Source organism: Gemella haemolysans ATCC 10379 (genome assembly GCF_000173915.1).
GTDB classification, from domain to species: domain Bacteria; phylum Bacillota; class Bacilli; order Staphylococcales; family Gemellaceae; genus Gemella; species Gemella haemolysans.
Genome location: NZ_ACDZ02000004.1, coordinates 1 through 14,508, shown reverse-complemented (window position 1 = coordinate 14,508; position 14,508 = coordinate 1). Strand labels below are relative to the sequence as shown.

General features: G+C 31.6%; 9 protein-coding genes. 2 read left to right on the top strand and 7 right to left on the bottom strand.

The annotated features are described in order from the left end of the window. Positions 1 to 68: 68 nt before the first annotated feature. The 7 genes from GEMHA0001_RS00390 to GEMHA0001_RS00365 form a co-directional block, all read right to left on the bottom strand. Positions 69 to 995, bottom strand: a complete 927-nt coding sequence (locus GEMHA0001_RS00390) for a peptidase U32 family protein (RefSeq protein ID WP_004392766.1) — start codon at positions 993 to 995, stop codon at positions 69 to 71. 48 nt (positions 996 to 1,043) lie between these two features. Then, entirely contained in the window at positions 1,044 to 1,691 is a 648-nt protein-coding gene (locus GEMHA0001_RS00385) for an O-methyltransferase (RefSeq protein ID WP_004392852.1), read from the bottom strand. Positions 1,692 to 1,906: 215 nt separating this feature from the next. Continuing rightward, positions 1,907 to 2,887 (bottom strand): phosphate acetyltransferase, encoded by a 981-nt coding sequence (pta, locus tag GEMHA0001_RS00380; protein WP_004263197.1) that lies wholly within the window; start codon positions 2,885 to 2,887, stop codon positions 1,907 to 1,909. A gap of 12 nt (positions 2,888 to 2,899) precedes the next feature. Then, positions 2,900 to 3,019: a DNA-directed RNA polymerase subunit beta gene (locus GEMHA0001_RS08745; protein WP_224207478.1), complete on the bottom strand. Its 120-nt coding sequence runs from the start codon at positions 3,017 to 3,019 to the stop codon at positions 2,900 to 2,902. 57 nt (positions 3,020 to 3,076) lie between these two features. Then, positions 3,077 to 4,348, bottom strand: coding sequence for a UDP-N-acetylglucosamine 1-carboxyvinyltransferase (gene murA / locus GEMHA0001_RS00375; RefSeq protein WP_004392850.1), 1,272 nt, complete (start codon positions 4,346 to 4,348; stop codon positions 3,077 to 3,079). Between the two features lie 325 nt (positions 4,349 to 4,673). Then, positions 4,674 to 9,023 carry a PolC-type DNA polymerase III gene (locus GEMHA0001_RS00370; RefSeq protein ID WP_004392822.1) on the bottom strand — a complete coding sequence of 1,450 codons (4,350 nt, stop codon included), beginning with the start codon at positions 9,021 to 9,023 and terminating at the stop codon, positions 4,674 to 4,676. Positions 9,024 to 9,340: 317 nt separating this feature from the next. Next, positions 9,341 to 11,041 (bottom strand): proline--tRNA ligase, encoded by a 1,701-nt coding sequence (locus GEMHA0001_RS00365; protein WP_040464195.1) that lies wholly within the window; start codon positions 11,039 to 11,041, stop codon positions 9,341 to 9,343. A gap of 491 nt (positions 11,042 to 11,532) precedes the next feature. On the opposite strand from GEMHA0001_RS00365, the gene recU reads away from it, so the two are divergent. After that, the gene (recU, locus tag GEMHA0001_RS00360) at positions 11,533 to 12,108 is read left to right on the top strand and encodes a Holliday junction resolvase RecU (protein ID WP_004392809.1); all 576 of its coding nucleotides are present in this window, start codon (positions 11,533 to 11,535) and stop codon (positions 12,106 to 12,108) included. A gap of 6 nt (positions 12,109 to 12,114) precedes the next feature. Continuing rightward, positions 12,115 to 14,298 carry a transglycosylase domain-containing protein gene (locus tag GEMHA0001_RS00355; RefSeq protein ID WP_004392820.1) on the top strand — a complete coding sequence of 728 codons (2,184 nt, stop codon included), beginning with the start codon at positions 12,115 to 12,117 and terminating at the stop codon, positions 14,296 to 14,298. Positions 14,299 to 14,508: the final 210 nt, after the last annotated feature.

Here is a 14,508-nt window from a genome sequence, read left to right as displayed (position 1 = left end):
ATCCTCCTTGTCTTTTTTATTAGGTTTTATATAGGAAACCTTACCCTTTTATAAAATTCAAGAATATACTAGTACATAGTTTTCTTATAGAAGAACCCTAAGTCTACTTCTCTGTATTTTGGTTTAATTCTTTCTATATCGTTATAGAAATCTTGTTTTTCGTCTTCGTATGCCTCTTTATCTTCATAATAAAGATCAATAGCATCACGATAAATAGTTACAATCTCTGTGATGTAATCTTCATCTTTTAAAACACCTTCAATCTTAAATGCAGTTACTCCTGCTTCGATTAGACGATCTAATTCTTCTATCGCACAGATATCATTTGCACTCATGATGTGTGTTCCATTCGAATCCTCAAAAATTGGATAGCGTTCATTTCTATCTTGACTGTATAGGAATAGTTTCTTAGAATTACTATATTCTTCAATATACTTCTCTTTACCACTATACATAAAATAGTTATCCACCAATTTCCTTACAGATTGGAACATACAAAGCATCCCTTGAACTTGTACTTCAATCTCATATTCACTTTTTCCTGTAATTTCAAGAATTTCATCAATAGTTAATTCTTTTGATAGACACGTTCTATATGCTCCACGTTTCCCCCAATAATTACATGAGAAAGAGTTCGTAGCTAATGTATGTGGATCCCATTGAAGTTTAAAATCAAGATTTTCTTCTCTTAAAATTGTTATAATTGTTGGTTCTCCATATATTAGAGCATCAACATTTAGTGTTGATAAATAATGTAAATAATCAACTAGGTCATCTATATGCTCATTATGGAATATTGCATTTACACTAACATATGCCTTTTTCCCTGCTTGGTGAATAATCTCGATAGCCTTCTTTAATTCTTCTCTTTTAAATTCACCAGCAAGACGTAATCCATATTTTTCTTCACCAATAACGAAACTATCAGCTCCTACATTTATCAGTTCATAAATATGATCAATACTTTTCGGTGTTACAACTAACTCTACTGTCATTTTTTATCCTCTCTTAATAAAATATACTAACTTCTCAGCTCTATAATTTTATTTTCTTGTTGTTATAGTTATTCCATCTCCAAATGGTAATATTACACTCTCATAATTTTTATGTTTTAATAACCATTCGTTGTAATTATTAATTTTTCTAGAAAGTTGTTTTAAATCTCTACTGTGTTTAATAATACTTGGATCGGCAACCATTCCTTTGAATAGCACATTATCCGTAATAACTACGACATCCTCAGCAAAATATGGTTCATATAATTCAAAAAACTTTCTACTTTGACTCTTAGCACCATCAATAAATACTACATCATATGGGGCATTTGTCACTACTTCATCTTGAAGTTCTAAAGCATCGGCATGAAGTAATGTTATTTTATCAGTTAGATTTCTCTTTTCTATGTTGTTTTTTGCTTGGTTATACATCTTATCATCACGCTCAATAGTTGTGACATTACATCCTATTTTTTCAGCTAATTTAATAGATGTATATCCAATTGCCGTTCCTATTTCTAATAAATTCTTAGCTTTCTTCACTTTAAGCATCTGAATTAAAAATCTTATCCCTATTTTATCTATAATAGGTACTCTATTTTCTTCGGCATATTTTTCTAATTCTAGATAAAATTCATCAAAATCTTCTAGTAAATCTATAACATATAAATCATCTTTTGATTCTATCGCAACCATGTTTACCTCCATATTTATACATCATATTATAATACCATAAAAGTTGGTATAAATGCAATTATAAAGACTAGCACATGCAAAATAATAAAAGATAGTCAACAGTATTTTTATACAACAAAATTAAATTTATATATACTCTTTAAATACTACTAATAATGCCACGGATAAAACTAAAAAAGAGATTAACCGAAGTTAACCTCTTTATAATTATAATACTATTTTTCTAAAGCTTGAACAGCTGTAATTAATGAAAGTTTGTATACATCTTCTGCATTACATCCACGAGATAGGTCGTTTACAGGAGCGTTTAATCCTTGTAAGATTGGTCCTACAGCTTCAAATCCACCTAGACGTTGTGCAATTTTGTATCCAATATTACCAGCTTCTAAGCTTGGGAATACAAATACATTAGCATCTCCTTGTACTTTTGAGTTAGGAGCTTTTAATTTAGCAACTGAAGGTACAACTGCAGCATCAAATTGTAATTCCCCTTCAACAGCTAATTCAGGTGCATTTTCTTTAACTAATTTAGTAGCTTCTGCTACTCTTGTAGTATCTTCAGTAACAGCTGAACCTAAAGTAGAGAAACTTAACATTGCTACTTTTGGATCAACGTTAAAGCTTTTAGCTGTTTTTGCACTTTCGATTGCGATTTCAGCTAGACCTTCTGCATCTAATGTTGGGTTAATCGCACAGTCAGCAAATACATAACGTTTGTCTTCTTTACTCATAATGAATGCACCACTTGTACGTTTTGTACCTGGTTTAGTTTTAATAATCTGTAATGCTGGACGAACAGTATCTCCAGTAGAGTGAATTGCTCCAGATACTAATCCTTCAACTTCACCAGTGTATACTAACATAGTTCCGAAGTAGTTAACATCTTTTAATAATTCACGAGCTTTTTCTTCAGTTACTTTTCCTGCACGACGCTCTACAAACTTAGCAACTAATTCTTCTAATTTTTCGTAGTTTTCGTGATCAATAACTTCTAAGTTAGAAGCATCTAAAGATAATCCTTTAGCAATCTCTTCTACTTTTTCTTTTTTCCCAACTAACACAGGTTTAACATAACTAGTAGCGCCTAATTTAACAGCCGCTTCTAATACACGCTCATCATATGCTTCTGGTAGTACGATACGTACATTTTTCCCTTCTAATTTTTGTTGAAGTTCTACAAATAAATCATTTGCCATCTTCATTTCCTCCTAATTGTATATAATATCTTTAATATGTCTTATCGGCTTTAAACTTAAAGCATCGAAAAGACTGCCCTTACCTAAAATAGTATACCCTAATAACAATCCTATATAAAATATAATGATCATTAAGGCTATGTTTCGCAAATATCTTACTAATTTATCATTTGATTTCATAATAAATTCCTACTCATCTATTCTTTGAATATCTGCACCTAGTTTTCTCATTTTTTCTTCGATGTCTACATATCCTCTATCAATGTGGTAAATATCAATAACTTTAGTAGTTCCTGTAGCCATTAAACCAGCAATGACAAGAGCTGCTCCAGAACGTAGATCCGTAGCTCTAACAGTAGTTCCTTCTAAATGAGGTAATCCTTCGATTAGTGAACTTCTACCTTCAATTCTAATCTTCGCATTCATTCTGCGTAGCTCTTCTACATGCATAAATCTATTTTCAAAAACAGTCTCAGTAATAGTACTAGTACCATCAGCTAATAATGTTAATACACACATAATAGACTGCATATCTGTTAAGAATCCTGGGTGAGGTAATGTCTTAACATCTACAGGTCTTAAACTATCTAGTTTATTACTAACACGCATAGACATCTCATCAACTACTTCTATATTAACACCCATTTCACGCATCTTGCTTACTAAGGCAACATTATCTTTATAAGGAGCTCCTTTGACTAGTACGTCCCCTTTAGTTGCTGCTGCTGCAATCATGTATGTAGCAGCTTCTACACGGTCAGGCATCACTGTATATTCCGTACCTACTAATTTTTCTACTCCTTCAATAACTAAAACAGAAGTTCCTTTACCTTCAATCTTGGCTCCCATTTTAATTAAGAAGTTAATCATATCCTCAATTTCTGGCTCTTGAGCCGCGTTAACAATAGTAGTTTTTCCTTTGGCTAAACAACTTGCCATAATAACATTTTGAGTACCACCTACACTTGGGAAATCAAAGAAAATTGTTGTTCCTTCTAATTCTTTTTCTGCTCTTGCCTCAACAAAACCAGCATCTTGAATAATTGTAGCCCCTAGTGCTTCAAACCCTTTTAAGTGTTGGTCTATAGGTCTACTTCCAATTGAACATCCACCAGGCATTGCTACTTTAGCACTTCCTTCACGTGCTAACATTGGTCCTAAAACTAAAAATGAAGCACGCATTTTACTAACAAATTCAAATGAAGCCTCTGTTAGTAATGGTTTTCTTGCATCCATTTCTAAAGTATTTTCTTCTGGTTTATAATCTACCTTTACTCCTAGACTTTCAAATAATAATCCTATTGTCTTAATATCTGATAACTTAGGAACATTATAAAATTTACTTGTACCCTCTGTTGCTAATAAACCTGCAGCTAAAATTGGTAAAGCTGCATTCTTCGCACCAGAAACTTGTACTTCTCCTATTAAAGGTGTTCCACCTTTAACGACTATTTTTTCCAAGTTGTTTCCTCCATCTCTATATTTACATTTTATATCACATATAATACTACCACAAATTAAAAAATAAATAAAGTTTGAATAAATATTTTTAAAATTTATTTTATTAAGAGAGTATACCTTTTCTATACATGAAATATTAAACTAGATTTAAACAAATATTTAATATTATTTTTTGATTTTTGTAATATGGAAATTAGCTCATATTTAAATACGAAATATTAAAATTATTCTGCAAGAATGAAAATAAATTACTTTCAAAAATTTTATATTTATCTTGCAGAATAATCTTTAAATTTAAACTATTTTAATTGAATAATTCTATCAATTATAATTCATCAAAGAAAGATAATTGTGCTTTTTCTGGAAGACCTTTTAATGTCCCCATTTCTCGTAAGTATTCTACTACCGTAGATGAAACACTTCCTCGTTTTGAGAAATCTTCGATTGATAAAAAGGCTTTTTCTTCTCTCGCTTGAACAATTTTGTTAGCTACGTTATCTCCAAGTCCAGGAACAATCGAGAACGGTGGAATTAGCGTATTCCCTTCAATTATGTAGTCATGACTTGCTGATTTTTCTAAATCAACTTTCGAAAATGTAAATCCTCTTTCCATCATCTCATTAGCAATTTCATAACTTACAAGAGCATCTTTATCTTTATTTGATAATTCATTTTTATCTGTTGTTTTTATTTCTTTTATTTTCGCTTTTAATGTTTCTGTTCCCTTAACAACTGTAATAATGTCAAAGTCACTAGCTCTGACAGAATAATAAGCACAGTAGTATGTTAATGGTTGATGCACTTTAAACCAAGCAATTCGAAGCGCCATAAGTACATATGCACATGCATGGGCTTTAGGGAACATATACTTGATTTTTTTACACGAATCAATATACCATTCTGGTACATCTTTATCTATCATCTCTTTTTCAAAGTCTTCCGTTAATCCTTTACCTTTCCTTACACTTTCCATTATTTTGAAAGATAAACCTTCTTCTAAACCGGCGTGAATTAAATATACCATAATGTCATCACGGCATCCAATTACGTCTTTAAGTTCACAAGTACCATTTTTTATTAATTCTTGTGCATTACCTAACCAAACATCAGTACCGTGAGATAATCCAGATATCTGAACTAATTCTGAGTATGTAGTTGGTTTTGTATCATCTAACATTTGAATAACAAAGTTTGTTCCAAACTCAGGAATACCAAACGTTCCACTAGCTGAATCTACTTGATCTCTAGTGACACCTAGTGCTTCAACAGTCGAGAAAATCCCCATTACTTCAGGATCTGATACGTCTATAGTTTTAGGATCAATGCCAGACAAATCTTGTAACTTTCTAATCATAGTCGGATCATCGTGTCCAAGTATATCAAATTTCAAAATATTATCATGGATAGAGTGGAAGTCGAAGTGAGTTGTTCGCCATGGACTCGTTTCATCATCAGCTGGAAATTGGTATGGCGTAAAGTCAAAAATATCCATATCATTAGGGACTACTAGTATACCTCCCGGGTGTTGACCAGTAGTTCTCTTAGAACCTTCACATCCAGCTGCAATACGTTCAATATCTATACTTCTTTTCTCTATTTCATTTTTCTCATAATAATCTCTAGTAAATGAATAAGCTGTCTTCTCAGCTACCGTCGAAATAGTTCCAGCACGATATACGTAATCTTCACCAAAAATTTCTTTCGTGAAGTTGTGAGCTGTTGCTTGATATTCACCAGAGAAGTTTAAATCTATATCAGGTACTTTATCTCCATTAAATCCTAAGAATGTTTCGAAAGGAATATCTTGCCCATCTTTTGTCATTTTAACATCACAATGAGGACAGTTTTTATTCGGAAGGTCAAAACCTGATGCATATTCAGCATTCAAAAAGAATTCACTATGTTTACATTCCGGACAAACATAATGTGGAGCTAGTGGATTAACCTCTGTGATCTCCATCATTGTGGCTACAAGTGATGAACCAACCGATCCCCTTGAACCTACTAGATATCCATCATCTAGTGATTTTTTTACAAGTTTATGGGAAATTAAATAAACTACACTAAATCCATTACCGATAATAGATGCAAGTTCTTTCTCTAATCTTTTTTCTACTATTTCAGGTAACTCTTCACCGTATATTCTATGCGCCATATCATAACTTAGATTACGAACCTCGTCAGCTGCACCTTCAATATTTGGCGTATACAGTTTATCCTTTAACGGCACGACTAATTCAATCATATCATTGATTTTATGAGTGTTATCAATAACTAATTCTTCTCTTAATTGTTCATCAAGATAAGAGAACTCTTTTAACATTTCTTCGGTTGTTAAAAGTGTCGCCATCGGTTTTAAATCACGCGCTCCAGGATTACTTTTCACAGTCAATCTTAGTATTTGTCTGTAAACATGTTGGTATTCGTCTAAATAATAACAGTCTCCTGTCGCTACAACAATTTTTTCTTTTTTCTTAGCTAACTGAATTAATTTTTTCAGAATTTCTTCTAATTCAGCATTATCTGCTATTCTTTCATTTCTTATAAAATTAGCATAATGATGTTTAGGTTGAATCTCAATATAATCGTAAAAATCAATTATATCCTCAACCTTAGCTTCTTTTGAATTTAACAATTCTTCAAATACTTCATTATCACCATTACCACTACCAATTAATAAATCTTCACGGTACTGTGCTAATAAACTACGTGGAATCGTAGGTTTAGCAGAATTCAAATACTTAGTACAACTATATGAAACTAATCTGAATAGATCTTTAAGCCCTTTAGCATTCTTAACTAAAATCGAACAAGGGAATGTTCTTGAACGTTTATGCGCAAGTTCTAAGTCAATTTTTTCATCAATTTCGTTATGATATTCAATACCAAGTTCATAAAGTTGATCTAGCATTTTTACAAAGATTTCTGCCGTAGCTTTAGTATCGTAAATCGCTCTGTGGTGTTGAACTAAACGAACTTTGTATAGTTTAGCTAAATTGCTAAGACCGTGTCTTTTCGCTTCTTTATTTTCAGCACGAGAGACGAATAATGTATCTATACTAGCATTGTTTTTATTCTCTAAACCTAGTCGTTCAAAACAAGTATCTAGAAATCCAAGATCAAACTTCGCATTGTGGGCTACTAATATATCATCTTTATCTAACCAATTATAAAAGTTAGTCATTACTTCTTTTTCAAGTGGAGCATCTTTAACATCATCATTAGTAATACTAGTTAAACGAGTAATTAATTCAGAAATAGGTCTTTGTGGATTAATATAGCTTTCAAAACTGTCTATTTCTGCTCCATTTTTCACCTTAACCGCAGCAATCTCGATTAATCTATCACGTTCTGCTGAAAGACCCGTAGTCTCAACGTCGAATACGACATACGTAGCATCTTTTAATTTAAGTTCTTTCGGGTTTGTCGTAGCAGTAATACTATCATCCATGATAAAGGCATTTAACCCATAGATTGGTTTAATATCCTTACCTTTTGAACTTAAACAAATCTCAGGATATGCTTGAACACCATACGTATCTGTAAAAGCAATGGCTTCATGTCCCCAATCTATAGCTCGAGATAAGTATTCTTTTGCTGAAGAAATCCCTTCAAGCTGACTCATCTTCGTATGAGTATTTAGCTCTATTCTCTTTCTTCCACTGTAATTATCTTTCTTCTCTTCTTTATGAGCAACCTCAATAGACTTAGGTTCAATGATTGTGTCTCTTAAATAAGGATCATTACTTACAGCTCCATGGATTTTAAGCCATTGACCTTTCTTAATTCCTTTTACTAAATCGATTAGTTCACTCTTACGTTTATTTTGGAATTTTGAATTAGGGTTATTACCAAATAATCTTAGTATTATAGAATCACTATAATCTGTAAGTTTTAAACGATACTGACTAGAACCATTTCTGTGAACAATCTCTTCAGTCCCGAAAACCTGAGCCATTATAGTTACATCTCCAGCATATCCAACAACATCCTTGATTTCTACAATATCCTCATCGCGAATCTCTTGACCATATCGAGTTCCACCGCCACCTCCAAAGGCAACAAATTTTCTTTCAGGTTCTTTTGGTTTTCGTTCCGCTTCTTTTTTCTCTATTTCCTCTAACTTAACGATTTCCTGGGAAATTTTTTCTTCTTGACTCTCCAGTACCGCTTCAACATCAGTCCTAGAAAAATTAGGAATAATATCTTTAATTGTAATACCTAAATTTTCATAACTACTTATTATTTGCTGTTTTCGTTCATTAATAAAGTTATTCCAGATTGATGGAGCCATTATTTTCATAGTTAAAACGCCATTGTTAACTTCAACTTCACTAAATAAAATACTCTCCATTAGAACTTGAGAAATCCCTGAGAAGTTTTCTAATATTATATACTTCCAAAATTCTTTTATTTGCTCATCCGTGACTTCAGCACTTACCTTCAAACGATAATTAACAATATAATCACCTAAGAAATTCTCTCGTAATTTCTGAATAAGTATTGTTAATTCTTCTACTGTAGGTAAACTTTCTCCACTAAAATTAAACGTCCAAATCTTATTTTTATTATCTTTTTCTATATTATCTAAAGAGTAATTTATAAATTTTGAATTGGATAACTGTTCTTCTAATTCTAATGTTTTAACTAATAAAGAAAAATGTTTATTACTCATGATTCCTCCTACTTTTTTGTATAATTGACTAGGCTTTTATTAATTTTTAAGCTTCTCTCCTGCTTATAACTAGAGAACAAAAATTAATTTCCACAACAATTCTTATAACATCCATTAAATGTAAAAAATTCATTCATCTTAATTATATTTAAATTAAGATGAATTCATTTTTATCAATCATTTTTATACTACTTTAAATTTAAAAAGTATCATAACTCTTAATTAAATTATACTAAAAATACCAACTAAAAACAAATGGTTATTTTCTTAACAACTATTTATTTTTAATTGGCATTCTTTAATTCAGATTATAATTATTATTTATAAAATGCTTCTACTTTAGCTAACACATCAACTACTTGCGTATCAACTTTTTCTAAAGTTTGTCTTTCTTTAACTTCTACGATTCCTTCTCCGGCTTTCTTTCCAACAACTACTTGTAATGGAATACCGATAAGGTCCGCATCGTTAAATTTAACACCCGCACGTTCTGCTCTATCATCGTAAAGAACTTCATATCCTGCTGCTGTTAATTGAGCATATAACTCATCGCTAAGTTTAACTTGATCTTCTTTCTTAACGTCAACACATACTAAGTGCACTTGGTATGGTGCGACTTCTTTAGGCCAAATAATACCTTTTTCATCATTATGCTGTTCGATAATCGCTGAAATACAACGTGTTACCCCTATACCATAACATCCCATGTAGAAGTGGTTTGCACGACCATTAGCGTCTAAGTATGTAACATCCATAGCTTCTGAATATCCTTTACCAAGTTCGAATACTTGTCCAACCTCAATACCTTTAGCAAATTTAACTGGTCCTGATAAGTCTTCTGCTAAATCACCTTCTTCAATCATACGAAGATCGTAGTGAGCATCGATTTCATAATCGCCTGGATTTACGTTAATATAGTGGAATCCTTTTTTGTTAGCTCCACAGCTGTGGTTATACATGTATTTAATCGCATTATCACCGATTACTTTACAGTTTTTAATACCAAATGGCCCCATGTAACCAGCTACACTTCCCATGACTTCTTCAATTTCTTGTTCAGTAGCCATTTCAACTTCAGAAGTTCCTGTAGCTTTCATGAATTTAATATCATTAAGTTGATCATTACCACGCATAAGAACTAAATAAAACTCTCCATCAGCTTTTAACGCTAAAGCTTTCATGGCACGATTAACTTCTACACCACAAAATGCTGCAACATCATCGATTGATTGTTGATCTGGAGTTTCTAATAAACTACGTTCTTTTTTCTCGAAACCTGTAGGCATAGTGTAGTTTTGTTCAACTACTGCTGCAGTTTCAATATTTGCTGAGTAGTCACTCTCTTCAGTATAAACAATTGTATCTTCCCCTACTTCAGCTAATGCTTGGAATTCATGAGTATAGCTTCCACCAATATTACCAGAATCAGCTTGTACTGCACGATACTTAAGTTCAAATCTATCAAAGATACTACTGTATGCTTGATAATAATCTTTATATGTTTCTCTTAATGATTCTGGTGAATCATGGAATGAGTATGCATCTTTCATTATGAACTCTTTACAACGTAATAATCCTAAACGTGGACGAATTTCATCACGGAATTTAGTTTGGATTTGATATAAGTTCATAGGTAATTGTTTATAAGAAGTTACCATGTTATTAACTGTTTGGCTTACTATTTCTTCTGCAGTTGGACTTAGGGCATATCCTGCTTTTTTTCTATCTGTTACACGAATAAGTTCTTCTCCCATTTTGTCCCAACGACCAGATTTTTTCCAATATTCATCTGATTGTAAAATAGGCATTAAAAGTTCTGCAGCTCCAATTTTACTATGTTCTTCTCTAATTACTTTTTCAATTTTTTGAATTACACGAGTAGCCAAAGGAAGGTAAGTATAAACTCCTGCAGATACCTGCTTCACCATCCCCGCTTTAATAAGCAACTTATGACTAATTGCTTCTGCAGAGGACGGTACTTCTCTTGTTGTCGGAATAAATGTTTTTGATTGTCTCACAACAATACCACCTCTCATATTTAAAATTTTCTTTATTATTATACCATAAAATCTAATGATTTTTTAAAAAATATTATTTTTTTATAATACGAATTATTAAGAATAATAATTATATAAATATAGATCTAAACTATTGATCTTTAAAACCTTATACTTTTAACTAAATTATTTAAAAAGAGCAATTAGTAATAATTCATATTATACGTTGAGCTATTTTATTCTATTGTTCCTATTTAATCATAAATTCTACTCCAATTTTTGACATTTTGATATAAATTCATAAACAGTTTTCTTATACCGAATGATCATCTTATATCACCTCGGTATCCTATAATTATAAAGTAATTACAGTGTTCCATCTTTATTCATAAGATGAATATTACTTTAGTAATTAATAAATTCTAAAAATATGATAATTTTCAGCTATTTGTAATTCAAATTTTCTTCAGAATATAGTATAATAGATAGGATAATTATTTATGGAGGGATATATGTTTAATTATCCTAATAAGAAGAGTAATTTCATTCAAAAAACAAAGTATTCTAATCGAGGTATGGAACTTGAAGAAGACATTAATTTTGCGAATAAATATTACTTAAATAATGACATTGCAGTTATTCATAAAAAACCTATTCCAATTCAAATAGTAGAAGTGAATTATCCTAACAGATCGAGTGCTATGATTACCAAAGCGTTCTATAAAACTCCTTCTACAACAGATTACAACGGTCTTTGGAACGGAAAATATATTGATTTTGAGGCTAAGGAGACTAATTCGGCCACATCATTTTCTTTAAATAATATTCACGAACATCAAATAGAACATATGCAAAAAATTTTAAATCACGGTGGAATTACTTTTATTATTGTTAGATTTAAAAAAATCGATAAAACATTCATACTTCCATTTAAAAAATTCATATTTTTCTATAATCGTGCACAAAATGGTGGGAGAAAATCAATAAAACTTAGTGAATTCGAAGAAACTGCATTTGAATTATCATTTAACTACAAAATAAGATTAGATTATATAACTATTATAAAAAATAATGAAAGTGAGTTTTAACAACAGATGAAAACTTTATTCAAATATATTAGTTCCATCTTTTTTTCAATATGCCTAGTATTATTCTTTGCTATTTTAATACTCTTTGCTAAAGAATTAAAAGATGTTCCAGATATAACTCAGGCTAATTTACAAGATCCATTATCATCAGAAATTTATGATAAAAATCTTAATCTAATAGCTACAGTTGGAGCTGAAAAAAGGGAATATGTATCTATAAATGATATTCCAAAAAATATTACAGACGCTGTACTATCAACAGAAGATTCAAGATTCCAATCTCATATAGGTATTGATCCTATTCGTCTTATCAAAGCAGCACTTGTAAATATCCGTTCCAATTCAGCACAACAAGGCGCTAGTACAATTACACAACAGGTAGTAAAAAATTCACTACTAACATCTGATAAATCATTACAAAGAAAAATTCAAGAAGCATATCTGTCTCTTAAATTGGAAAACAGGTATTCTAAAGATGATATATTAGAGATGTACATGAATAAAATTTACTATTCTGATGGACAATACGGTGTTAAAACAGCAGCTAAGTACTTTTACAATAAAGAGTTAAATCAATTAACATTACCTCAGATTGCGCTTCTAACTGGTATGCCTCAGCAACCAATCCTGTATAATCCATACGATTATCCAGAACAAGCAAAAGAGCGTCGTAATACAGTATTATATGCACTTCTTAACAACGATAAAATCACAGAAGCCGAATATAATAATGCAATCAATACTCCTATTATGGATGGAATAGTTGAAAAAACAAAAGAAGAACGTGCAAATCAACATACTTATAACCCTAAATATGCTGCATATATAGATCAAATTACAAAAGAATTAAAAGAAAATCAAAACTTTGAAAATACTAAAGATCCTCTTTCAATGGGATTAAAAATATACACTAACTTAAATCCAGAATTACAAACATATGTTCAAGATATGTTAGATAACCAAAGCTCACCGATGGCACCTCACGCAGCTCAAGCTGCTATATCAGTTCTTGATACAAAAACTGGTCTAATCGAAGCTATTGGTGGTGGAAAAAATTATAAAGCTGGGGGGTATAACTTTGCAGTTGATGCCCGTGTTCAACCAGGTTCATCAATTAAACCATTAATTGATTACGCTCCTGGTATAGAATATTATGGATGGGATTCTCAAACTACATTCTCAGATACACCTTATCAAATTGCTGGAACTGATTTCTATATCCAAAACTGGGACAGACTTTACCACGGTACAGTTACTATGAGTACTGCTTTATCTTGGTCTTATAACATTCCAGCGGTTCGTGCATTCGAAACAGTTGGATACGAAAGATCTAAACATTTCGCTGAGAAACTAGGTATACCTGTAACAAAAGATGAACCAACAACAGCTATTGGAGGAAACGTAGATGGAGTTTCTACTCTTCAAATGGCCGGTGCATTCGCATCTTTCGGTAATAAAGGATATTACAATAAACCTTCAACAATAGTTAAAGTATTTAACGCAAATGGTAAAGAACTATCTAGTATTAAAGATGAACCTGTTAAAGCAATGTCAGAAGAGACTGCATATTTAATAACAAATGTGTTAAAAGGTGTACTTTCTAGTAATGGTACTTCTCCAAACGGTAAAGTGGCTAACTTTGATATGGCAGGTAAGTCTGGTTCAAGTACATTCGATGATTCTGCTTACTATAATTATGGTATAGATGTTGTAAACTCTACTAAAGATAGTTGGATGATTGGTTACACAACTGACTATACAGTTGCCGTTTGGCAAGGAGCTGATATAGTAGACTCAGCTGCAAAAGCATTGTCTTCAGAACAAGCGAAAACTACACAGGTGATTATGGCAGATGTAATGAAAAAAGTTTCAGATAAACAAGTACCTGCTGCCTTTGAAAAACCTGCAGGAATTGAAACAAAAAATGGTGTAGAGTATGCTAAGGAAAGAAATACAGAAACTGACTATATGTACGCAGGTACAGATAGAGATGCTGTTTATCAAGCTGCTATCGCTCAAAAACAACGTGATAGCCGTTCTGCTCTTACAACAGTATTCAACTCTTTAACAAATTCTACTAATAGAACAAATAGTGCTGTTGCCGCTCAAACTCAAAGACAAACAGCAGGTAGAACAACTGCAAACAATGCTGCTCGTACAAATAGAGCAACAAAACAAACAAGACGGTAATATATAAAAAGAATCGTGAACAACTTCGGAACCGAAAGGGTTTGAATTCGAAGAAACTGCATTTGAATTATCATTTAACTACAAAATAAGATTAGATTATATAACTATTATAAAAAATAATGAAAGTGAGTTTTAACAACAGATGAAAACTTTATTCAAATATATTAGTTCCATCTTTTTTTCAATATGCCTAGTATTATTCTTTGCTAT

What these genes read in the sequence shown, in the direction of transcription:
- GEMHA0001_RS08745 (WP_224207478.1), bottom strand. Translation starts at nt 3,019, where the DNA reads ATGATCATTATATTTTATATAGGATTGTTATTAGGGTATACTATTTTA.
- GEMHA0001_RS00390 (WP_004392766.1), bottom strand. Translation starts at nt 995, where the DNA reads ATGACAGTAGAGTTAGTTGTAACACCGAAAAGTATTGATCATATTTAT.
- recU (WP_004392809.1), top strand. Translation starts at nt 11,533, where the DNA reads ATGTTTAATTATCCTAATAAGAAGAGTAATTTCATTCAAAAAACAAAG.
- pta (WP_004263197.1), bottom strand. Translation starts at nt 2,887, where the DNA reads ATGGCAAATGATTTATTTGTAGAACTTCAACAAAAATTAGAAGGGAAA.
- GEMHA0001_RS00355 (WP_004392820.1), top strand. Translation starts at nt 12,115, where the DNA reads ATGAAAACTTTATTCAAATATATTAGTTCCATCTTTTTTTCAATATGC.
- GEMHA0001_RS00370 (WP_004392822.1), bottom strand. Translation starts at nt 9,023, where the DNA reads ATGAGTAATAAACATTTTTCTTTATTAGTTAAAACATTAGAATTAGAA.
- GEMHA0001_RS00385 (WP_004392852.1), bottom strand. Translation starts at nt 1,691, where the DNA reads ATGGTTGCGATAGAATCAAAAGATGATTTATATGTTATAGATTTACTA.